The sequence below is a fragment of the Catenibacterium sp. GCM10023432 genome (genome assembly GCF_042651925.1).
Classification (GTDB): Bacteria; Bacillota_I; Bacilli_A; order Erysipelotrichales; family Coprobacillaceae; genus Catenibacterium; species Catenibacterium mitsuoka.
This window is the reverse complement of record NZ_JBHSEB010000094.1, coordinates 25913-47528: the sequence shown is the minus strand read 5'-3', so window position 1 is coordinate 47528 and position 21616 is coordinate 25913. Positions and strand designations below refer to the sequence as shown.

Below are 21616 nucleotides of genomic sequence, written 5' to 3'. Positions count from 1 at the left end.
GTCAATTGGGATAAAGGGGCATGCCCCTTTATCCCAATTCCTTAATTCCAGTTTCATTTTACAATTGAGGAAATAAAGGAAAGAAGCTCTTTCATATATATTTTTTTGACAAATTTACACAATTTTGAGCGTATAGATTAATCTGACTCTTTCTATATATGTTTACAAGTGTTGAAAGAAGCCAATTAGGGTCATTTATTCACTTTTTTAATAGTGAAAAATAGATTTATTCTAGTTACCAGATCACTCTTTAATCTCTGTTTCGCTATCAGATAATTTATGCTAATATATTTTAAAATAAATAAAGAAAATTTCACAAAATGAAAATATTGCTTTACAAATAGGGATAACGAGTATAATATATAAGTGTAAACAGGAGGATAATAATATGAAAGTTATTGTTACTAAAGATTATGAAGAAGCAAGTCAGAAAGCAGCAGAAATCATGCTTGATGTTATCAAAAATAAACCAAACGCAAACCTTGGCCTAGCTACTGGTTCTACACCAATCCGTCTTTATGAATTAATGAGAGAAGATCATAAGAATAATGGAACAAGCTACAAAGATATCAAATCATTCAACCTAGATGAATATTATGGTTTAGCACAGGATCATCCACAGAGTTATTACTATTTCATGTGCCATCAGTTATTCAATGAATTAGATATCGATAAGAATAATATCAATGTTCCTAAGGGTAAGGGTTCAATCGAAGAAGTATGTGATGAATACAATGCATTATTAGCTGAAAATCCAAGAGATATCCAGTTATTAGGATTAGGTTCTAATGGACATGTTGGTTTCAATGAACCAGGTACATCATTTGATTCAGTGACTCACTACATTGCATTAAAGCAGAGCACAATCGAAGATAACGCTAAACTATTCTTCAATGGTGATTTAAGTGCTGTTCCTACTCATGCAATAACTATGGGTATTTCTAATATCATGGAAGCTAAGAAGGTCTTATTAATTGCGACTGGTGAAAGAAAAGCTAAAGCAGTTAAAGGCTTAGTTGAAGGACCAGTAACAGAAGATCTACCAGCTTCTATTCTTCAGAAACATGAAGATGCAATCATCATCGTTGATGAAGCAGCTGCATCATTATTATCTAAATAATTTCTTAAGGCGCTTAGGCGCCTTTTTTTTGTGCTATAATTTTTTTGAGGTGATTTCATGAAAGCGATGAATAAAGAAAATCCAAAATATAATGACTGCACAGAAAGAAAGTCACAGTTATATGAAAGAAAAGGTGATTTTAGAACACCATTTATGAGAGATTATAATCGTATAATATTCACTACAGCCTATAGACGTTTAAAACATAAGACACAGGTCTTTTTTGCACCTGATAATGATCATATATGTACACGTGCTGAACATGTGAATCTAGTAGAATCTATTAGCTATACAATCGCCTATCAATTAGGTCTTAATACTGAACTTACACGTGCTATAAGCGCTGGACATGATTTAGGACATGCCCCTTTTGGTCATGGAGGAGAAAAGATTCTATCTTCTTTGTCTATAAAACATGGTTTAGAGCCTTTCTGGCATGAAAAGAATAGCCTTCATCTCATAGATGATTTATGTTTATTAGAGGATGATCAACATATTGAACATAATCTTGATCTGACTTATGCAGTGAGAGATGGCATTATAGCCCATTGTGGCGAAGTGAATCAAAGAAGAATTAAACCTAGAGATGAAAAAATCGATTTAAAAGACTTCAAATCACCAGGACTCTATCAACCTTATACTCTAGAAGGGTGTGTTGTAAAAATCAGTGATAAGATAGCTTATCTGGCGAGAGATATAGAGGATGCATGGAACTTACATATACTTAATGAAGAAGATATGAAAAGCTTAATAGAAGAAATTAATACAGTTGTTCCAGGTTTATTTAAAGCAATCAATAATGGAACAGTGGTCAATTACTTTATTCAAGATGTGATTCATAATAGTACGGAGGAATATATTGGTTTATCGGATGAAGCTTTTGAAATCATGAAGATATTTATGAAATTTAATTATCAAAAGATCTATGAAATAAAGAAGGTTAAGATTCATACGCAATATGTACAATTGATTTTAGAGAGTCTCTTTTCTTTCTTATATGAGTATGGACAACATGACAATTTTGTTTTAGACTTAAAAAAAGATGCAGAACGTTATCCACTCATTATTAATCATTATATTAAATGGTTGATACGCTATAGTACATTACTTCATGATGAACGTTATCAAAATCATATAGTCTATGACTTTGAGAATGATTCACTTGCTTTAGAAAAGAGTATTATTGATTATTTATCAGGGATGACAGATCATTTTATTATTGATGCATTTGATGAATTACTTGCATATAGATAGGGGGAATTTTTATGCCAATTAATATACCAGATGATTTACCAGCATATAAAGTTTTAACAGCTGAAAACATCTTTGTGATGAACCAGACGCGTGCGACTACGCAGCGTATTAGACCTTTAAAGATCTTGATTGTAAATATCATGCCTTTAAAGATTACAACTGAAACACAATTATTAAGATTATTATCTAATACACCATTACAGCTTGAAGTAGAACTTATTCATATGTCTACACATGATTCTAAGAATGTCCCTAAGGAACATTTACTTACTTTCTATAAGACATTTAAAGATATTAAAGAGAATTCTTATGATGGTATGATTATTACAGGTGCTCCTGTAGAACAGATGCCTTTTGAAGAAGTAGACTATTGGAATGAACTATGTGAAATCCTTGAATGGGCCAAGACACATGTCTTTAGTTCTTTCTTTATCTGCTGGGCTTCACAGGCTGCTTTACATTATTATTATGGTATTGATAAGTACTTATTGAAGCATAAATTAACTGGTGTATATCGTCATCATACTAATCAAAGAAAGATGAGAAGAAAGATTTTAAGAGGTTTTGATTATCAGTTCTATGCACCACATTCACGTTATACAACTGTTTTAAAGGAAGATGTTGCAAGTAATTCTAACTTAGATATACTTGCAGAAAGTGATGATGCAGGTGTCTATTTAGTGGCTTCTAAGGATGGTTCTCAGTTCTTTGTGACAGGACATCCTGAATATGATCCAGATACATTAGATAAAGAATATAAGCGTGACAAAGAGAAACCAGATGTCATTGCAGAACTACCTAAAAACTATTATCTTGATGATGATCCGTCTCAGGAAATACAAGTAAAATGGCGTTCACATGCCTATCTCTTATTCTCTAACTGGTTGAACTATTATGTTTACCAGGAAACACCATATGATCTAAGTGATCTTCATGAACGTAAGAAATAAGCCATCTTTCTAGGCGGCTTTTTGTCACCAAAAACTATAATCATGTAAGTAAATCTTAATATTTTTGTAAGGAATTTGAGATGTTTCTTTTCAACATTTCACGATATAACTATTGTGAGGTGAAAAGAAATGCGATTATTCAAGAAATGTCTTTTAGTTCTAGGAATTCTATTACTCATATTATCAGGATATATTATATTTCGTTCAGATACTTTTATAGATGATGCTTCTACAAATCATGGCTGGAATCTTATGCTTGTTAATCATACAAATAGAATACCAGATAACTATAAGGTGATTCTTACAAAGCTAGATAATGGGAAAGAAGTAGATTCACGTATTGTGCTTGAATTATCACAAATGTTTAGAGCTGCAAGAAAAGATGATATTTATATGCAGGTGAATGAAGGATATCGATCATCTCATTCGCAACAGAAAATCTTAGATAATCGTACAGATTATTATAAGAGTAAAGGATTATTTACGATTCTTGCAAGAAGATATGCATTAAATTATGTATCAGCCCCAGGTACAAGTGAACATCAATTAGGGCTTGCAGTGGATATAGTAGGGGATTACCGTTATACAACCAATCAGTCTGCTTATAGATGGTTAGAAAGAAATGCATATAAATATGGTTTTGTGAAACGGTATCCTAAGAGCAAAACATCTATAACACATATTAAGCATGAACCATGGCATTATCGTTATGTAGGTAAGAAAGATGCCTTAAAGATGCATCAGAAAAATCTATGTTTAGAAGAGTATGTAGAGAGCCTGTAATAGACTCTCTTTTCTTTATGTTATAAAATAATATCTGGAGGTATTTTTATGGATTATATCAAATTACTTGTTGAAGATATTCATTCAGTCACAATGGCAACTATTAATAGTGAGGGTAGACCTATCACTCGAATCATCGACTTAATGTTGTATGATAAAGAAGGGATTTACTTCTTAACTGCAAGAGGAAAGAGTTTCTATCAGGAACTGATGGACCAGGAGTATATTTCCTTAACAGGACTTAAAGGAAAAGTTTCTTTTAGTTTAAGTGGTAAGGTTAAGAATATTGGGTCTCATAAGCTAGATGAGATCTTCTTAAAGAATACTTATATGCAGTCTATCTATCCAGAAGATACAAGAAAGGCATTGGATGTCTTTTGTTTATATGAAGCATCTGGCGAATATTTTGATATCAGTGATCCAGTACATATTAAAAGAGCACCTATTACTATTAATAGTAAGGAACATGCTGTTTGTTATACCATTACTGATTGCTGTATTCATTGTGGCAAATGTGAGACTATTTGTCCTCAATGTTGTATTCATAATGAAGTAATAGATGTCGCACAATGTCTTCATTGTGGGACCTGTTTAGAAATATGCCCAGCACAGGCAATTGAGTTTAAAGGTGTAAAGAAGCGTCGTAAGGAAAATGTCTGTTTAATGAATATGTGTATGATTGAAGATGATAAAGGACATGTCTTAGTTCAGAATAAAGTCAATGATTCCTACACAGGTATTACTTTTCCTGGTGGTCATGTAGAAAAAGAAGAAACATTCAAAGATGCTATGATTAGAGAAGTGAAAGAAGAAACAGGTCTTACAATTAAGAATCCATATTTATGTGGTTTATATCATTGGTATAAGCATTCTATTCATAATATTATTCTAGTCTATAAGGCAAGTGAGTATGAAGGAGTTCTTCATTCAAGTGATGAAGGAGAGGTTTATTGGATTAATAAAGAAGATTTTCTAAATCAGCCACTTGCAACAGGCATGGAGTATGTATGGGATATTGTTCATAAGCAACATCAAGAGTGTATTATGTCTAATATGGGAGAACATAAAAGAGGGGATTTATTCTAAATAATAACTTTTGATAATTTTCATATGGTGTAAATCGTTTTCATTTGATGAAAATTAATTATAATGATTTTTATTATGTATATAATACATACAGAAAAGATGAACGGAGGTAAAGGAAATGGGTTTTCCAAAAGGATTTTTATGGGGTGGCGCAGTTGCTGCCAATCAGTGTGAAGGTGCTTATTTAGAAGATGGTAAAGGTTTATCAGTACCAGATATGTTACTTGGTGGAGATGTAAATACTCCAAGAACATTCTTACCAAAGACTGATAAGACTGCGTTCTATCCAAGCCATGAAGCAATTGATTTCTATCATCATTATGCTGAAGATATTGCTTTATTTGCAGAAATGGGATGGAATGTATTCAGATTATCAATCAACTGGGGTAGAATTTTCCCTAATGGTGATGATGAAACACCTAATGAAGAAGGTTTAGCTTTCTATGACAAGGTATTTGACGAATGTAAGAAACACAATATTGAACCTTTAGTTACATTATGTCATTATGAAATTCCTTGGAACATTGTGACTAAATACAATGGTTTCTCTGATAGAAGAGTGATTGATATGTTCGTTAAGTATGCAACTACTTGTATGAAACGTTATAAGGATAAGGTTAAATACTGGTTAACATTCAACGAAATCAATATCGCATGTATGGGTGAAGGTGGAATAGGTGACCTTTATGGTTTAGGTATCATGGATCCAGAAGATGTTAACTCTGATGAACGTATTCCATTAAACAAATTAAAATCTAACCCTCAGAAGACATTTGAAGCATTACATAATCAGTTCGTTGCAAGTGCATTAGTTGTGACAGAAGGTCATAAGATCAATCCTGATTTCATGATTGGTAACATGATTGCTCATACAACTTTATATCCATTAACACCAAATCCAAAAGATATTCTTGCAGCATTTAATGAAGATAACTTCAAGAATAACTTCTGTGGGGATGTACAAGTTCGTGGTGAATATCCAACATATATGTTCAGATATTTCAAGGATCATGGTATTGATACTTCATTTATTACTGAAGAAGATAAGAAGATCATTAAAGAAGGTGTCATAGACTTCTATACATTCTCTTACTATATGTCTAACTGTGTAACAGTTGATGAAAATGCTGAAAAGACAAATGGTAACCTTGCAACAGGTGCTAAGAACCCTTACTTAAAGGCTTCTGACTGGGGATGGCAGATTGACCCTGATGGATTAAGATATACATTAAATATCCTACATGACCGTTATCCTCATACACCATTAATGGTTGTAGAAAATGGTTTTGGTGCATTCGATAAGGTAGAAGAAGATGGCTCTGTACACGATACTTATAGAATTGATTACTTCAGAGATCATATTAAAGCAATGGATGAAGCTATCGAAGATGGTGTACCACTAATCGGTTATACAACTTGGGGACCAATCGACTTAGTATCTGCAGGTACTGGACAGTATGCAAAACGTTATGGTTTCATCTATGTAGATAGACATGATGATGGAACTGGGGACTTCTCTAGAAGCAAGAAAGATTCATTCTTCTGGTATAAGAAAGTCTGCGAATCTAATGGTGCTGATTTAGACTAATATAAAAGACGTAGCTCATATATACGAGTTACGCCTTTTTTCTTATTCATCAAAGATATTTACAATTTCACCATCAAGAATACGATTCATATTCTTAACAGCACAGAAGTTACCACACATAGAACATGTATCTTCTTTTTCAGGTGCTGCTTCAGCACGATAACGTCTTGCTTTTTCTGGATCAATTGAGTATTTAAATGTTTCTTCCCAGTCCAGCTTCTTTCTTGCACATGCCATCTTATTATCTAATTCCATGGCACCAGGAATACCTTTCGCAATATCTGCCGCATGTGCGGCAATCTTAGATGCAATAATACCTTCTTTAACATCGTCTAGATTAGGCAGACGAAGATGTTCTGCAGGAGTGACATAGCATAAGAATGATGCACCATAAGTGGCTGCAATAGCACCACCGATGGCGGCAGTAATATGATCATAACCAGGGGCAATATCAGTAACTAAAGGGCCTAATACGTAGAAAGGTGCACCTTTACAGATTGTCTTCTGGATTTCCATATTAGCGGCAATCTGATTTAAAGGCATATGCCCAGGACCTTCAATCATCACCTGCACATCTTTATCCCATGCACGCTGTGTTAATTCTCCTAAAGTCACTAATTCACCAATCTGAGCCACATCAGTTGCATCAGCCAAACATCCAGCACGACATGCATCACCTAAACTCATAGTAATATCATACTCACGGCAGATATCTAAGACTTCATCATAATATTCATAAAATGGATTTTCTTCTCCAGTCATAGCCATCCAGGCAAACATAATAGAACCACCACGAGAAACAATATTCATTAAACGCTTATTATTCTTAAAACGTTCATACATAGCTCTATTAATACCACAATGAATAGTCATGAAATCCACACCATCTTCAGCATGCATTCTAACAATATCTAACCATTCTTTTGCAGTAATATCTTTTAAAGCCTTATGATAATAAACAACAGCATCATAAATAGGGACAGTACCAATAATGGCAGGACATTCTTTAGTTAATCTCTTTCTAAAAGTACGTGTATCACCATAAGAACTTAAGTCCATGATAGATTCAGCACCCATCTTTACTGCATTATTCACTTTTTCAATTTCTACATCCATGTCTTTACAGTCTCTAGAAATACCTAGGTTCACATTGATCTTAGTCTTCAACATTGAACCAATACCACTCGGATCAATAGAAGTATGATTCTTATTACATGGAATAATAGCATGTCCTTTCGCAATATGTTCACGTAATACTTCTAAATCCATAGATTCTTTTGCGGCTACAATTTCCATTTCAGGTGTAATAATACCCTGTCTAGCAGCATCCATTTGTGTTGTGTAACTCATATAAGTCCTCCTTTTGACAATAAAAAAAGGTATACCTGAGCATGTATACCTAAAAAAAACAAAATTCCTACGCCGGCATTATCCGTATCAGGTTTTATGGGTCGAAATCCGATCGTATTTCTTCTCAGCCGTCGCGTCAGCTCCCCTTTTTTTATTTGGTTGATAGTGCTATATTACATCTTATATAAATAAAATGCAACGCTTTCATAAAAAATGTTACAAAATTATTGTGAATTTTTGAACAAACAATGTAAAGATGAAACATTTTTACGAAAGTTTGTTCTCTATTTCTGAAAATTATAGAAATCATTTTCATTTCTATTTATAATTATTAGAAAGAGAAAAGGAGATAAGACAATGTTTAGAGACGACTTTTTATGGGGTGGCGCAGTAGCTGCTCATCAGTGTGAAGGTGCCTGGCAGGAAGGCGGAAAAGGAATCAGCTGTACAGATGTAGAAACAGCGGGGGACAACTTAACAGGAGCACCTAGACGTTTAACAGATGGTGTTCTTCCTGGAGAAGATTATCCAAACCATGTAGGTGTAGACTTCTATCATCATTATAAGGAAGATATCGCATTACTTGCTGAAATGGGATTCAAGGCATTTAGAACTTCTATTGCCTGGACAAGAATCTTCCCAAGAGGAGATGAAGAAACACCTAATGAAGAAGGTTTAAAGTTCTATGATGATGTATTTGATGAATTATTAAAATATGGTATTGAACCAATCATCACATTATCACATTTTGAATTACCTTGGGCACTCGCAAAAGAATATGGAGGATTTAGAAATCGTAAAGCCATTGATATGTTTGTGAAGTTCGCAAAGGTATGTTTTGAAAGATATCAGCATAAAGTAAAATACTGGATGACATTTAATGAAATCAATAACCAGGCTGATCCGACTCAGCATAACTTAATCCAGGAAGGTGCTGTATTATTAAAAGAAGGTGATGATGCTGAATATTTAATGTATTTATCAGCACATCATGAATTAGTCGCTTCAGCACTTGCAGTTAAGGCGGCTCATGAAATCAATCCTGACTTAAAGGTTGGTTGTATGATTGGTATGAATGGTGTTTATCCAGCTTCTCCAAAACCAGAAGATATGATGAATGCCTTAGGTGCTATGCATCAGAAATATTGGTTTGCTGATGTGCATGCAAGAGGACATTATCCAAACTATATCTTAAAGAAGTTTGAAAGAAAAGGATATGATTTCATTACTGAAGAGGATAAGAAGATCTTAAGTGAAGGTAAAGTAGATTACATTGGATTCTCTTATTACATGTCATTCGCAACTAAGTATCAGGGACGTAATGAAAAGACATTTGATTACTTTAGTGAAGACTTTGTAAGAAATGAATACTTAAAGGCTTCTGACTGGGGATGGCAGATTGACCCATTAGGATTACGCTGGTGCTTAAACTGGTTCTATGATCGTTATGAACTTCCAATGATGATTGTAGAAAACGGTTTTGGTGCTTATGATAAGAAAGAAGAAGATGGTACTATAGATGACCAGTATCGTATTGATTACTTAAAGGCACATATTGAAGCAATGAGAGATGCAGTCACTTATGATGGTGTTGACCTATTAGGTTATACTATGTGGTCTCCATTTGATATTGTATCTGCTTCTACTGGTGAATATGATAAACGTTATGGTTTCATCTATGTTAACTATAATAATAACCATGAAGGGGACTTCTCTAGAAGTAAGAAGAAATCATTTTATTGGTATAAACACGTTATTGAAACAAACGGTGAAGAATTATAATACTCAAGAGATAGCTGCAGCTATCTCTTTTTTAGCAGTCGGATTTGACAAGTGCTAAATAAAGATTATAATTACCTACAGGTGATAAAGATGCATAACTATGTATTTGATTTTACTCATTCCTATAAAGGGGATTATCCACAGTTAACTTATTATGATTGTAGTGACATTGAAGGAACACGTTTATTCTGTGATCAACATGCAGAAAAACAATTAAAAGAGATGATAAGCAAGAATGGTATTTCTGGTATTCATTTTATTGATTCAGGCGATTATCATTACATCACTAAATTGATGACTGATTTTATTCATGAACCTTTTGATCTTGTTTTGATTGATCACCATACAGACATGCAGTCTTCTATTGTAGGAGATATGCTCAGCTGTGGAAACTGGGCTAAAAAAGCTTTACAAAACCCTTCTCTTCATCGTTTATATTTAATAGGACCAAGTAAACATGATTTGAAATCAATGGAACGGAATAAAGTATTAAGTTTCAGTATAGAAGAACTTGAGCAAGGTGTTACTATTCCTCTTGAAACGAAATATCCTGTTTATATTTCTATAGATAAGGATGTCTTAGATGAAAGATATGCTATGACGAACTGGAATCAAGGAGAGATGTCACTGGGGATGTTAGAGGATGTATTAGCTCACTTCTTAAAAAACTGTGAAGTAATTGGGATTGATATATGCGGTGATGATCCTGATATTGATGATTATCCTACTTATATAAAAGCTGAAAGAATCAATAATCTTTCTGATGATGCACTTTATCAAACTGCTATGAAAATATTAAAAAGGAGGAAAAAGAAATGAGAAAAGATTTTGGTGCACGTGCACTTACTTATCCACAGCCTGTCTATATGATTGGGAGTTTTGATAAGAATGATCATCCTGATTTAATGAATGCAGCATGGGGTGGTATTAGCGATACAATGGAAATTTCATTGAGTCTTTCTAGCGGACATAAAACAGTCCAGAACATCTTAAAAACACAGGCTTTTACTGTCAGTATTGCAGATGAAGATCATGTAGTAGAGTGTGATTATGTGGGCGTTGTATCAGGGCATAAGGAACCCAATAAACTAGAAAAAGCAGGTTTTACTTATACGCCATCCAGTAAAGTACATGCACCTATTATCAATGAATTACCTATATGTCTAGAATGTCGTCTCAAGGACTATGATTTAGATACAGAAATTATGAAGGGTGAAATTGTTAATGTATCTGTAGATGAACGTGTCTTAGATGAAACAGGAAGAGTAGATGTATCTAAAGTAAAGCCTATCACATTTGATCCATTCAATAATCAATATGTAGGTTTAGGAAAGATTGTTGGGCGTGCTTTTAAAGATGGCCTTAAACTAAAATAAGGACTCATAGGAGTCCTTTTTTAATTAATCTTTTTTAACTGTATGTAATTTATCTAATAAACCACTCTTTTTAAATGTAGGTGCTAAAGCTAAATAAAGTGCTGAAGAAATCACAATCGCAATTACTGCATTAGTGATAGTAGTCACTGCATTCCAAGATGCAAGAGCTAAAGCCGCTTTAGAAGGTGCACCAAGTAATACTGAAGTATAGAAATAAGAGAATAGTGGTTCAGCAATCACATTAAATAATAAACCTGCAAATGTAGAAGCGACTACACCAATCACTAACTGCTTACCTTCTAGTTTTTGAATCTTGAATACTCTATGTGCAACTAGACCTGTAATAACCCCAATACCAAACTTTAAGATAAATGTCTTTGGTGCAACTATTACATAAGTTGGATCAAGTAAATCACCAATACCCATACCAGCTGCGCCTGCAATTCCACCAGGAACACCACCTAATAATAATGCAGCCAATACACAGAATGTATTCCCTAAATGGAATGAAGTAGTTCCTCCTGGTGTTGGAATCTTGATCTGTAGGAATGTGAAGGCGATATAAGCTAAAGCCGCCATCAATCCTGTTACTGCAATTTGTAATGTTTTATTTTCTTTCATATAAAATTCCCCCTTTGATGAATAACACTATACATACATTCTGACATTATATAAATACTCAGTTATCGACTAAAAAAATAAGGTCAGTTTTAAAACTGACCTTATTCATAAATAAATCCTTTCGTAAATCGTTATCTATTATCCCTGACTTTCAATATATTTTTTTATAGTTGCTGATGTCACTTCTCCAATGCTACAAGCAAAATAACCATCTGACCAAAATGTTTTTTCCTTCCAATACTGTTTTGATAAGACCGAACTATACCTTTGCCATAAGTGGTATGTTGTTTCCTGCTTTACAATTTTGACAATATTGCAAACTCTATCTGCTGTATCGTAACTTAATAAGAAATGTATATGGTCTTTGTCAGTTTCTATCGCAATAATTTCGTATCCACGAGTATTAGCTATATCGAGAATCTCTTGTTTAATATCATCGGCGATAGAATCGTTGAGTAATTGTTTACGGTATTTGGTTACTAGAACTATATGTACTTTCAGACTGTATTTTCGTCTGTTATGACGATTGTATCTACTATCCACAGTTCACCTCAAAATATAGATATTTCGCTGTAAATTAGATATAATTTAGATATAACATATAGTGAAATATCTATGAAAGGAGTACATCTATGGAACAGATGACTATTACAGCTAAAATTCAAATAATCGCAGCTGAAACAGATAAGTTTTTGCTTGATGAGACTATGTCTGCTTATCGTAATGCCTGTAATTATGTTTCAGACTATGTATTCCGCACTCATGACTTAAAGCAGTTTTCACTCAATAAAGCTTTGTATTCTACTTTACGAGAAAAGTTTAACCTTAAATCGCAGATGGCGCAGTCTGTTCTGAAGACTGTTATCGCCAGATATAGGACCATTCTTGAAAATCAGAATGAGTGGATTAAACCATCGTTCAAAAAGCCTCAGTACGACCTGGTATGGAACAGAGATTATTCCTTAACACAAAACCGTTTTTCAATCAATACGCTTAATGGTCGTGTAAAGTTATCTTATTTTTCAGATGGAATGTCTAAGTATTTCGATCATACGATTTATAAGTTTGGTACTGCCAGACTTATAAGTAAGCATGGTAAATACTATCTGCACATACCAGTTACCTATGAGGTTGAAGAAAGTAATATTTCTGATATCTGCAACGTTGTAGGTATTGACTAGGTATTAACTTTGTTGTTGCAACTTATGACAGCAAGCATAAGTCTGGATTTGTTAGTGGCAAAGCTATTAAACAGAAACGTGCTAACTATTCCAAGCTTCGTAAAGAACTCCAAATGCGACATACGCCATCCTCAAGACGAAGACTAAAAGCTATCGATCAGCGAGAAAACCGTTGGATGCAGGATATTAACCATCAGGTATCGAAGGCACTCGTTGAAAACAACCCAAAGCACACTCTCTTTGTATTGGAAGATTTGTCAGGTATTCGTAATGCTACAGAACGTGTCAAAACAAAATATCGTTATGTTTCTGTGTCATGGTCTTTCTATGACCTTGAGCAGAAACTAATCTACAAAGCAAAACAGAATCAGTCTTCTGTTATTAAGGTAGACCCTCGCTATACAAGCCAGTGCTGCCCTTGCTGTGGACATGTTGAAAAGTCTAACCGCAATAAGAAGATACATCTGTTTACCTGCAAAAAATGTGGCTATAAATCTAATGATGACCGCATTGGAGCTATGAATCTGTATCGTATGGGAATAGACTATCTTGCAGATAGCCAAGTACCTAATACAGTTGTAGCAGAGTAAACTCTGCTGCAAAGGGTGCTGTCAACCACCCTATGATGTAACGCCACTTTAGATAGTAATATCTATTGGGGGTAAAGGTCGGAGGTGTAAACCGTTAGTACGACTGGGCAGTTACAAGCCCATGACCTTTAGGTCGTGGGTAGTTGACGAATGTTGTCTGGAAATAGACTGAAGCATTGATGTTCTTGAATAATACAGTTGCGATTAGACTCATGCATGGACACATGATACAAACAATCATACATGAAATTGCAAGAGTAATCACAATAGGACGATCTGTAGGCTGTACAAAACAGAAAGCAAGCTTATGAGCTAAAGAATCTACAACAAGTAGTTCTAAAAAGAAAGCGACAGGCCGCATGATAATCATTTCGCGGAAGGCAAGTAAAAAGACCCGGTTTGTCATTACTCCGATATTTAATGAGATGTTGAAGAGAATCATGACATACACCATTAAGAATGACATCATCGCAGTAAATAATAAATTTTGTTTAAATGTTTTAGGCATTGGAAAAATGCTCCTTTCTTGAAATTACACAAAAAAACAACACTTAATATAAGTGTTGTTCGTTATCAAGCTATGCTTGTGCGTTTCCAATAATACCCTAAATCAATATTCTTTTTTTTGCATGACTTACTTTAATATATTTTAAGAAATATGTCAATAAAGTATTTTTTCTAATATTTCTATAGCCTGTGGTAATTTATCTAAATCGATAGAAGAGTAGTTCATGATGAAGGTATGTGATGTATGAGGTATATTCTTAAGATAGTAATGAGAAATAGCTCTTAGATGGATTCCTTCTTCTTTTAATTTATTGATAAGTGTTTCATCAGACATATGTGTATGAATCGTAATAAGGAAATGAAGACCTGCATCTTCCTTGGAAATAGTAATCATATCCTTTAAACTACTTTCTTCTAACATCTTCACAATCGCATCACGCTTATTATGATAATGGTTACGTAATTTAGTAATATGCTTATCAAAACAATGTTCATTAATAAATGATGCAAGAGTATATTGTTCGAAGTTAGAGACTGTACAGGCATAAAAAGAGAGCTTCTTATTATAGCGTTCTAATAAATGATGAGGAAGCACCATATAGCTAATACGAATTGTAGAGGCAAGAGTCTTAGTAAAGGTATTCATATAAATGACTTTTTCACTTAAATCAATACTTTGCAGGGCAGGAATAGGCTGTCCACTTAAACGTAATTCACTGTCATAATCATCTTCTATAATATAGCGATGTTCCTTCTTATTTGCCCATCCAAGTAATTCATAACGTCGAGATACAGGCATAATAATACCAGTTGGGAAATGATGAGAAGGAGAGATGTGCGCAATATCTACATCTAAATCTTCTAATTGGTTAACTAGTATTCCCTGCTCATCCATATCTATAGGAACACATTTTGCTCCCAAACTAGAATAAACATCTAGTATTTTATTATAACCAGGATTCTCTACGGCATAGACAAGATCTAAACCTAATAATTGTACGAGTAGTCCATATAAATATTCAGTACCCGCACCGATAATGATTCTTTCAGGTTCAACATCCATATTTCTGAATTCTTTTAAATGATGAGAAATCGCTTCTCTTAATTCATAAATACCACCTACTGGAGGATTAACCATTAGTTCTGATTGGTGTTCATTTAATACGTCCTTCATAAGTTTAGACCATGTAGTGAAAGGAAACAAATGGGCTGGTGTCTGATTAGAAGAGAAATCACACCAATAGGATTCTTTCTTAATAGAAGGTTTATGAATCATCTTGGCAGGAATAAGGGGTGTCTTATTATTAATAGGAGATACATAAAAGCCTTTCTTAGGTAAAGAATAAATATATCCTTCAGCCATTAACTGCGCATAGGCATTCTCTATTGTAATAATACTAATACCTAGATTTTTCGCAAATGTACGCTTAGAAGGTAACTTCTCATCTGCTGTCAGATGTCCCTCTAGAATATCATTTTTGATAAATGTATATAATTGCTGGTAGAGAGATTTATGGTTATTTTCATCGAAACTATATGTAAGCATAGATACATCCTTTCTTTTCTAACCATTATAGCGTAATCATTTGAAAAAAAGAAGAAAACAGCATAGAATAGTCATATTAATGGAGGATAATCTATGGCGTTAACGGCTAAAAGAATTACAGAGAACTTTAAGGAATTAGAAGATCTTAATAATGAAGCATTTCCTAAGGAAGAACGTGTTTCTATAGAAAGAATGATTGATTTATCTCATACAGGTATATCCGATCTTTATGGTGTTTATGATGAAGACACATTTGTAGGTTTCTTTATGACAATGACATCTGATACATGTGTTTATTTGTTCTATCTTGCAATCTGTTCATCACTTCGTTCTCGTGGGTATGGAGGACGTACTTTAAAGTTGATGGATGATCTTTATCAAAGGCAGATTGTATTGGATATGGAACCTTTAGATGATCAAGCAGATAACTATGAACAGCGTTTAAGACGTACTAAGTTTTATGCGAGTCATGGCTACCGTTCTAGTGGGTATCATTTATTCTATTGGAATCAGACATTTGATTTATTATGTACAAGAGGTCCTTTCCTGAAAGATGACTTTATTGAGATTACTAAAGAACTTCAAAGAGTTGTGGATGAATCAGGAGAAGGGGACTTTCATCCAAAGATGTTGAAGGCAGCCTATGATATTCTAGATATTATTGACTTATAAGAACCGAAAGGTTCTTTTTCATTTCCTAACACTTAGGAAGCAAAATTGAATGCATAAAGCACAGTAAACCATTACAATGAAGGTACAGGAGGTTATACGGATGAATAATAGACAGCAGCGTATTATAGATATCCTTCATGATTATGATGAATGGGTGACAGGCAAAGAGCTTGCTTCTATGTTGTCTGTATCAGATCGTACAATCCGTTCTGATATTGAGCATATTAATAAAGAGTATGAATGTACTCTTATAGAAGCCAATCGTCGTAAAGGTTATCACTTAGACGAGATGCTGACAAGTGTCAAAGGAATTACGACAAAGTCAGTCATTCCTCAGACATCTCAGGAACGTGTATCTTGGATCATTAAGGAATTATTGTTTAAACAGGAAATCAATCTCATTGAATTACAGGATCGTATTTATGTCAGTGGTTATACGATTGATAATGACTTAAGAAATATCAGACGTATACTCAATGAATATCCTTCTTTAAAAGTGATACGTGTAAAGAACCACATTCGTTTAGAAGGTAATGAAAATGAGAAGCGTTCTGTATATAAGCATCTATTAGAATCAGAAATCAAAGGAAACTTCACAAATATCAGTGCCTTGTCTCATTTATGGAAGGATTTTAATCTCATTGATGTAGTAGAAATCTTTAAGAATGTCTGCGCAAATAATCATTATAAGTTCAAGAATGTCAGTCTTCCTATGTTGATGATGCATGCGGGTATTGCGATTGAACGTATCAGGAATAAGAATTATTTATATGAAACACAGAGTGATTGTACAAGTATTGATTTAGAATATCGTGTCTCAAAGGATTTCTTTGAAGAATTATCACAAAAGTTTGGTATTCCTTATGTTGAAGAAGAAGTCGTTAAGTTTGCTTTCTTATTGGAAGGAAGAGGCAGTCATGTAGATTTAAAAGCAGAATCACAACAGTTAGTAGAAGAAGTATTATTAGACATTAAAGATTGTTTTGATATTGATTTTAGAGATGATGAAGAACTTTACAATAGCTTAGTCATTCATATGCAATCATTGCTTGATCGTATTAAAGAAGATAAACCTAATACAACAGCTTATTTAAAGGAGATTAAAAGACAATATCCTCTAGTCTTTGAAATGGCGATACATGCCAGTGATGTCATTTCTAAAGTTACAGGTAAACCTTTAGTAGAAGATGAAATTTCTTATCTTGCTTTACATTTTGGAACAGCCTATGAAAGACATATCAATACACAGAAATATCGTGTAGTCATGATTATTCCCCATAATCAGATGCTGGCGAAAGCATGTATGGATAAGATTGAAACACGTTTTAGAGAACGTATGGAAATTATTAAAGTATTCCCATTCTTTGAAAATAATATGATTGCATCACTTCATCCTGACTTGATTTTGACTGTTGTACCTTTGCAGCATGAATTGTCTATTAAGACAGTATCAATCAGTTTATTTGTGAACTATGAGGATGAAAGTCAGATCTTCCAGGCATTGAATCAATTAGATAGAGAAAAATATCATGATCAGTTCTGTCATATTGTAAAGAAGCTGATTGGACAAGAAACATTCTTTATAAAAAAAGACATCGCATCTAAGGAAGATGCCATTAACTATTTATGTGATAATCTGATTCAGTTAGGCTATGCCACACAAGAATATAAAGAAGATGTTTTTAAAAGAGAAGAGATGGCAGGAACAGCCTTTGTGCAGGGCTTTGCGGTACCTCATGCCATTACAGTACAGCCATTACGTTCTACTATATCCGTCATGGTCTTAAAGAATCCCGTTAAGTGGGGAAAGTATGAAGTACGTCTTATTCTCTTATTATCTATTAGTGAACAGGATAATCAGATGCTGCATACATTCTTTGACTGGTTATCCAATGTACTTATTGATTATAACCAGCTGATGCAGTTTATCGAAGCAGACAATTATCAACAATTTATGAAGCTGATGACAGCGTGAGGTAACATATGAAAAAACAACAACAGACTATTGCATCATTACCAAGACGTTTTGGTGCATACTTATTAGATTGGTATATTGGTGCTCTTTTTACATCATTTCCTATCGCAATTGTGTCACAGAAGATTTATGGCACAATGAAGAACCAGAATCTATTAGAATACCCTCATCAATTAGGACTGATTTGTGGGTTATTCGCATTACTAGGCGCCATTATCTACTATGTTGTGATTCCTTTAGTTATTAATAAGGGACAGACAATCGGTAAAAGAATATGTCATATTAAGATTGTAAAGAGTGATGGTAAAGATGTTGGCCTTAAAGAACTATTACTAAGAGAAGTATTAGGAGCCATTATTATTGAAGGAGTTCTATATTCTGCAAGTACAATATTACATCAGGTATTACAGATCAGTTTAGGTATTAGTTTAGTAAAGCCAATGATGTATGTTGGCTTTGCGATTACAATCGTGAGTGCTATTTTATGTTTAGTGAATAAGAAAGAACATCTAGCATTACATGATTATCTAGCACGTACTAAAGTAGTGAATTTTTCCTAAATAGAGGAAATCGCATTCACTACCTGAAAATAAATATAAGTTTATACTATGAATTGTGAGATGGAGGAAATCACATGGAAGATTTAGAATTATTAAGTTTTAACATTATTTCTGCCGTGGGTACCGCAAAGTCACGCTATGTACAGGCAATGTATCTTGCTGAGAAGGGTGATTTTGATGAAGCTCGCGCAAAAATAAAAGAAGGAGAAGAAAGCTTTGTGAAAGGTCACGAAGCACATGCATCACTTATCCAGAAGGAAGCATGTGGTGAAAAGACAGTTCCAACAATTCTTCTTATGCATGCGGAAGATCAGCTTATGAATGCTGAAACAACAAAAATCATGGCTGAAGAGATTATCAAACTATCTCAAAGAATTAAAAAATTAGAAGGAGGAGAATAGGATGAAAAAGGTTTATTTATTCTGTAGTGCAGGTATGTCTACTAGTATTCTTGCAAGTAAGATGCAGGAAGTCGCAAATAGCCATAACCTACCAATCAAGGTGGCTGCTTTCTCTCATAACAAATTAGGAGAAATCGTTAATTCTGATTGTCCTGATTGTATTTTACTTGGTCCACAGGTTGAATATCTTTATGACGAAACAGTAGCTAACTTCGGGCACCTAAACATACCTATTTCTGTGATCGACCAAGATGATTACGGTATGATGAACGGTGAAAGAGTACTTAAAAAAGCTATTCTATTAATCAAAAAAAACAATAAATAATAATTAAAGGGAGTACTTAAAGTATGATGAAACAACTTGAAAAGTATTTAATGCCTTTAGCAGAAAAAATTGGGCGTAATAAATACTTAATGTCAATTCGTGATGGTTTCTTAGTATCAACACCATTACTTATTGCAGGATCAATTTTCTTATTAATCGCAAACTTTCCAATTACAGCTTGGACAAAAGTTTTAGAATCAACAATTATCAATCAGAAAACAGGTGAGACACTTGCTGCATTCTTATCAAAGCCATCTGATGCAACATTCACTATCATGGCAGTATTTGCGGTAATGGGTATCGCTTATTCATTTGCTGGTCAGATGAAGACAAACAAGATCTTCGGTGCTGCCTGTGCACTTATGTCATGGTTCCTAATCATGCCATATTCAATCACTGGTAATGTTGCTGTAGGATCTAAAACTATTGAAGCAACTCTTTCTGGTATCCCATTAGGATGGGTTGGTGCTAAGGGTATCTTCGTAGGTATCATTACTGCATTCTTAAGCGTACATATCTATGCTTGGGTAGAAGGTAAAGGCTGGACAATCAAGATGCCAGCTGGTGTTCCACCAACAGTTGTAGAATCTTTCTCAGCATTGATTCCAGCAACATTCGTAATGGCTTTCTTCTTCCTAGTAAACTTAATGTTTGGTTTCTTAGGAACAAACGTATTCCAGATTATCTTCGAATTCTTACAGACACCATTACTTAACCTTGGTGACACATTAGGGGCAATGGTTGTTGCTTATATCTTCTTACACTTATTCTGGTTCTTCGGTATCAATGGTGGATCTGTAGTAGGTGCTGTATTTAACCCAATTCTTCAGACTCTATCAGCTGAAAACATTCTTTTCTTCACTAAAGGACAGGGTACAGGACATATTATCTGTCAGCAGTTCCAGGACTTATTCGCTACATTTGGTGGATGTGGTTCTACATTATCATTATTAATCGCAATGTTATTATTCTGTAAATCTAAACGTATTACAGACTTAGGTAAACTTGCTTTAGTTCCAGGTATCTTTGGTATCAACGAACCAATCGTATTCGGTTTACCAATCGTATTAAATCCAACTATGCTTATTCCATTCATGTTAGTGCCAACAGTAAACATCATTATCTCATACTTCTGTATGGCTCTTAAGATTGTTCCAATCTGTTCAGGTATCAACATCCCTTGGACTATGCCACCAATTATCTCAGGTTTCTTAGCCACTAACTGGGTAGGTGCACTGCTTCAGGCTGCCTTAATCGTTATTGGTGTTGTTATCTATATGCCATTCATCAAGGTACTTGATAAGCAGTACTTAAATGAAGAAGCTCAGGCTCAGGCTGCTAAAGAAGAAGACGACATTGATTTAGACGACTTATCTTTTGACGATCTATAAGAAGGAGGATGAAACATGAAAATCGTAATGATTTATGACCAGATCCAGTCTGGTAAAGGGATTAAAGATGATCACATGGTACCTTTAGGACTCGTAAAAGAATCATGTGGACCTGCTATTATGATGGAACCATTCTTAAAACAGGTAAATGGACATGTTGTATGTTGTTTATATTGTGGAGATGGATTCTATGAAGCATATAGTGATGAAGTCAGCCGTAAACTTTGCGCAATGGTAGAAAAAATTAAACCAGATGTTGTTGTTTGTGGTCCATGTTTCAACTATCTTGGCTATGGGCGCATGGCTGCACGTGTCGCTTATGATATTAACGAAAAAACTCATTCACATGCTATAGCTGCAATGAGTATCGAAAATGAAGAGACAATTAATGAATATAAAGACAAGGTTCATATCATCAAGACACCTAAGAAGGGTGGTACTGGTTTAAATGAATCATTAGAAGGAATCTGTCAGCTTTCTAAGGCAATGTGTGAGCAGAAAGACGAAGACATTGTTGCTTCTAAATATTGTTTCTAAATTAACTTGAGGATACGTGAG

Annotated in this window: 23 protein-coding genes and 1 riboswitch; of the genes, 18 read left to right on the top strand and 5 right to left on the bottom strand. The window is 34.2% G+C overall.

Translation table 11 applies throughout. From position 1 onward, the window contains the following. The first annotated feature begins 388 nt into the window (after nt 1-388). The 6 genes from nagB (at nt 389) to ACFOZZ_RS12060 (ending at nt 6781) form a co-directional block, all read left to right on the top strand. On the top strand, nt 389-1120 hold the full coding sequence (gene nagB, locus ACFOZZ_RS12085) for a glucosamine-6-phosphate deaminase (RefSeq protein ID WP_278861143.1): 732 nt from the start codon (nt 389-391) through the stop codon (nt 1118-1120). A 57-nt stretch (nt 1121-1177) separates the two neighbouring features. Further along, nucleotides 1178-2374 (top strand): deoxyguanosinetriphosphate triphosphohydrolase family protein, encoded by a 1197-nt coding sequence (locus ACFOZZ_RS12080; protein ID WP_279078598.1) that lies wholly within the window; start codon nt 1178-1180, stop codon nt 2372-2374. An 11-nt stretch (nt 2375-2385) separates the two neighbouring features. Further along, nucleotides 2386-3324 (top strand): homoserine O-acetyltransferase MetA, encoded by a 939-nt coding sequence (gene metA, locus ACFOZZ_RS12075; RefSeq protein ID WP_055232298.1) that lies wholly within the window; start codon nt 2386-2388, stop codon nt 3322-3324. A gap of 129 nt (nt 3325-3453) precedes the next feature. Further along, the gene (locus ACFOZZ_RS12070) at nt 3454-4107 is read left to right on the top strand and encodes a M15 family metallopeptidase (protein ID WP_286696549.1); all 654 of its coding nucleotides are present in this window, start codon (nt 3454-3456) and stop codon (nt 4105-4107) included. A 48-nt stretch (nt 4108-4155) separates the two neighbouring features. Continuing rightward, nucleotides 4156-5193, top strand: a complete 1038-nt coding sequence (locus ACFOZZ_RS12065) for an NUDIX domain-containing protein (protein ID WP_070104168.1) — start codon at nt 4156-4158, stop codon at nt 5191-5193. A gap of 118 nt (nt 5194-5311) precedes the next feature. After that, nucleotides 5312-6781: a glycoside hydrolase family 1 protein gene (locus ACFOZZ_RS12060; RefSeq protein WP_278780678.1), complete on the top strand. Its 1470-nt coding sequence runs from the start codon at nt 5312-5314 to the stop codon at nt 6779-6781. Between the two features lie 42 nt (nt 6782-6823). Here ACFOZZ_RS12060 and thiC read toward each other — a convergent pair whose 3' ends face one another. After that, entirely contained in the window at nt 6824-8131 is a 1308-nt protein-coding gene (gene thiC / locus ACFOZZ_RS12055; protein ID WP_278780677.1) for a phosphomethylpyrimidine synthase ThiC, read from the bottom strand. A gap of 47 nt (nt 8132-8178) precedes the next feature. Continuing rightward, a riboswitch (TPP riboswitch) is annotated at nt 8179-8288 on the bottom strand. A gap of 200 nt (nt 8289-8488) precedes the next feature. Here thiC and ACFOZZ_RS12050 point away from each other — a divergent pair. From ACFOZZ_RS12050 to ACFOZZ_RS12040, 3 genes are all read left to right on the top strand, one after another. Beyond that, nucleotides 8489-9913, top strand: coding sequence for a 6-phospho-beta-glucosidase (locus ACFOZZ_RS12050; protein WP_279068694.1), 1425 nt, complete (start codon nt 8489-8491; stop codon nt 9911-9913). Between the two features lie 90 nt (nt 9914-10003). Further along, complete coding sequence (locus tag ACFOZZ_RS12045) at nt 10004-10732, top strand: arginase family protein (protein WP_278778552.1); 729 nt, start codon at nt 10004-10006, stop codon at nt 10730-10732. Then, entirely contained in the window at nt 10729-11289 is a 561-nt protein-coding gene (locus tag ACFOZZ_RS12040; RefSeq protein WP_055232406.1) for a flavin reductase family protein, read from the top strand. Before ACFOZZ_RS12045 ends, ACFOZZ_RS12040 begins: the two co-directional genes overlap by 4 nt. Nucleotides 11290-11313: 24 nt before the next feature. Here ACFOZZ_RS12040 and ACFOZZ_RS12035 read toward each other — a convergent pair whose 3' ends face one another. Then, nucleotides 11314-11910: an ECF transporter S component gene (locus ACFOZZ_RS12035; RefSeq protein ID WP_376815319.1), complete on the bottom strand. Its 597-nt coding sequence runs from the start codon at nt 11908-11910 to the stop codon at nt 11314-11316. A 138-nt stretch (nt 11911-12048) separates the two neighbouring features. Next, on the bottom strand, nt 12049-12453 hold the full coding sequence (gene tnpA / locus ACFOZZ_RS12030) for an IS200/IS605 family transposase (protein ID WP_376815318.1): 405 nt from the start codon (nt 12451-12453) through the stop codon (nt 12049-12051). Between the two features lie 89 nt (nt 12454-12542). Here tnpA and ACFOZZ_RS12025 point away from each other — a divergent pair, with 89 nt between their 5' ends. Both ACFOZZ_RS12025 and ACFOZZ_RS12020 read left to right on the top strand, forming a co-directional pair. Continuing rightward, a complete protein-coding gene (locus ACFOZZ_RS12025) occupies nt 12543-13091 on the top strand; it encodes a hypothetical protein (protein ID WP_376815317.1) in 549 nt (182 codons plus the stop codon). Nucleotides 13092-13093: 2 nt separating this feature from the next. Continuing rightward, nucleotides 13094-13681, top strand: coding sequence for an RNA-guided endonuclease TnpB family protein (locus ACFOZZ_RS12020; RefSeq protein WP_376815320.1), 588 nt, complete (start codon nt 13094-13096; stop codon nt 13679-13681). A gap of 94 nt (nt 13682-13775) precedes the next feature. On the opposite strand, the gene ACFOZZ_RS12015 is transcribed toward ACFOZZ_RS12020, so the two are convergent. Next, nucleotides 13776-14189, bottom strand: coding sequence for a DUF2798 domain-containing protein (locus ACFOZZ_RS12015; protein WP_376815316.1), 414 nt, complete (start codon nt 14187-14189; stop codon nt 13776-13778). A 153-nt stretch (nt 14190-14342) separates the two neighbouring features. Then, a complete protein-coding gene (locus ACFOZZ_RS12010; protein WP_055289925.1) occupies nt 14343-15734 on the bottom strand; it encodes a PLP-dependent aminotransferase family protein in 1392 nt (463 codons plus the stop codon). Between the two features lie 93 nt (nt 15735-15827). Here ACFOZZ_RS12010 and ACFOZZ_RS12005 point away from each other — a divergent pair, with 93 nt between their 5' ends. From ACFOZZ_RS12005 to ACFOZZ_RS11975, 7 genes are all read left to right on the top strand, one after another. Next, complete coding sequence (locus tag ACFOZZ_RS12005) at nt 15828-16406, top strand: GNAT family N-acetyltransferase (RefSeq protein WP_055289923.1); 579 nt, start codon at nt 15828-15830, stop codon at nt 16404-16406. A 100-nt stretch (nt 16407-16506) separates the two neighbouring features. Beyond that, the gene (locus tag ACFOZZ_RS12000) at nt 16507-18381 is read left to right on the top strand and encodes a BglG family transcription antiterminator (protein WP_329966222.1); all 1875 of its coding nucleotides are present in this window, start codon (nt 16507-16509) and stop codon (nt 18379-18381) included. Nucleotides 18382-18389: 8 nt separating this feature from the next. Beyond that, nucleotides 18390-18941, top strand: a complete 552-nt coding sequence (locus tag ACFOZZ_RS11995; RefSeq protein WP_278779862.1) for an RDD family protein — start codon at nt 18390-18392, stop codon at nt 18939-18941. A 74-nt stretch (nt 18942-19015) separates the two neighbouring features. Beyond that, on the top strand, nt 19016-19342 hold the full coding sequence (locus ACFOZZ_RS11990; RefSeq protein ID WP_006504762.1) for a PTS lactose/cellobiose transporter subunit IIA: 327 nt from the start codon (nt 19016-19018) through the stop codon (nt 19340-19342). Between the two features lies 1 nt (nt 19343). Then, nucleotides 19344-19667 (top strand): PTS sugar transporter subunit IIB, encoded by a 324-nt coding sequence (locus tag ACFOZZ_RS11985; protein WP_055289024.1) that lies wholly within the window; start codon nt 19344-19346, stop codon nt 19665-19667. 23 nt (nt 19668-19690) lie between these two features. Further along, entirely contained in the window at nt 19691-21058 is a 1368-nt protein-coding gene (locus ACFOZZ_RS11980; protein ID WP_278860605.1) for a PTS sugar transporter subunit IIC, read from the top strand. 15 nt (nt 21059-21073) lie between these two features. Further along, nucleotides 21074-21595 carry a GrdB-related putative oxidoreductase gene (locus ACFOZZ_RS11975; RefSeq protein ID WP_376815315.1) on the top strand — a complete coding sequence of 174 codons (522 nt, stop codon included), beginning with the start codon at nt 21074-21076 and terminating at the stop codon, nt 21593-21595. The last annotated feature ends 21 nt before the right edge of the window (nt 21596-21616 follow it).

Coding starts and splice junctions, on each gene's coding strand:
- metA (WP_055232298.1), top strand. CDS start 2,386: ATGCCAATTAATATACCAGATGATTTACCAGCATATAAAGTTTTAACA.
- ACFOZZ_RS12015 (WP_376815316.1), bottom strand. CDS start 14,189: ATGCCTAAAACATTTAAACAAAATTTATTATTTACTGCGATGATGTCA.
- ACFOZZ_RS11980 (WP_278860605.1), top strand. CDS start 19,691: ATGATGAAACAACTTGAAAAGTATTTAATGCCTTTAGCAGAAAAAATT.
- ACFOZZ_RS11995 (WP_278779862.1), top strand. CDS start 18,390: ATGAAAAAACAACAACAGACTATTGCATCATTACCAAGACGTTTTGGT.
- ACFOZZ_RS12025 (WP_376815317.1), top strand. CDS start 12,543: ATGGAACAGATGACTATTACAGCTAAAATTCAAATAATCGCAGCTGAA.
- ACFOZZ_RS12060 (WP_278780678.1), top strand. CDS start 5,312: ATGGGTTTTCCAAAAGGATTTTTATGGGGTGGCGCAGTTGCTGCCAAT.
- ACFOZZ_RS12045 (WP_278778552.1), top strand. CDS start 10,004: ATGCATAACTATGTATTTGATTTTACTCATTCCTATAAAGGGGATTAT.
- ACFOZZ_RS12065 (WP_070104168.1), top strand. CDS start 4,156: ATGGATTATATCAAATTACTTGTTGAAGATATTCATTCAGTCACAATG.
- ACFOZZ_RS12010 (WP_055289925.1), bottom strand. CDS start 15,734: ATGCTTACATATAGTTTCGATGAAAATAACCATAAATCTCTCTACCAG.
- ACFOZZ_RS12040 (WP_055232406.1), top strand. CDS start 10,729: ATGAGAAAAGATTTTGGTGCACGTGCACTTACTTATCCACAGCCTGTC.
- nagB (WP_278861143.1), top strand. CDS start 389: ATGAAAGTTATTGTTACTAAAGATTATGAAGAAGCAAGTCAGAAAGCA.
- thiC (WP_278780677.1), bottom strand. CDS start 8,131: ATGAGTTACACAACACAAATGGATGCTGCTAGACAGGGTATTATTACA.
- ACFOZZ_RS12000 (WP_329966222.1), top strand. CDS start 16,507: ATGAATAATAGACAGCAGCGTATTATAGATATCCTTCATGATTATGAT.
- ACFOZZ_RS12080 (WP_279078598.1), top strand. CDS start 1,178: ATGAAAGCGATGAATAAAGAAAATCCAAAATATAATGACTGCACAGAA.
- ACFOZZ_RS11975 (WP_376815315.1), top strand. CDS start 21,074: ATGAAAATCGTAATGATTTATGACCAGATCCAGTCTGGTAAAGGGATT.
- ACFOZZ_RS12005 (WP_055289923.1), top strand. CDS start 15,828: ATGGCGTTAACGGCTAAAAGAATTACAGAGAACTTTAAGGAATTAGAA.
- ACFOZZ_RS12070 (WP_286696549.1), top strand. CDS start 3,454: ATGCGATTATTCAAGAAATGTCTTTTAGTTCTAGGAATTCTATTACTC.
- ACFOZZ_RS11990 (WP_006504762.1), top strand. CDS start 19,016: ATGGAAGATTTAGAATTATTAAGTTTTAACATTATTTCTGCCGTGGGT.
- ACFOZZ_RS12050 (WP_279068694.1), top strand. CDS start 8,489: ATGTTTAGAGACGACTTTTTATGGGGTGGCGCAGTAGCTGCTCATCAG.
- ACFOZZ_RS11985 (WP_055289024.1), top strand. CDS start 19,344: ATGAAAAAGGTTTATTTATTCTGTAGTGCAGGTATGTCTACTAGTATT.
- ACFOZZ_RS12035 (WP_376815319.1), bottom strand. CDS start 11,910: ATGAAAGAAAATAAAACATTACAAATTGCAGTAACAGGATTGATGGCG.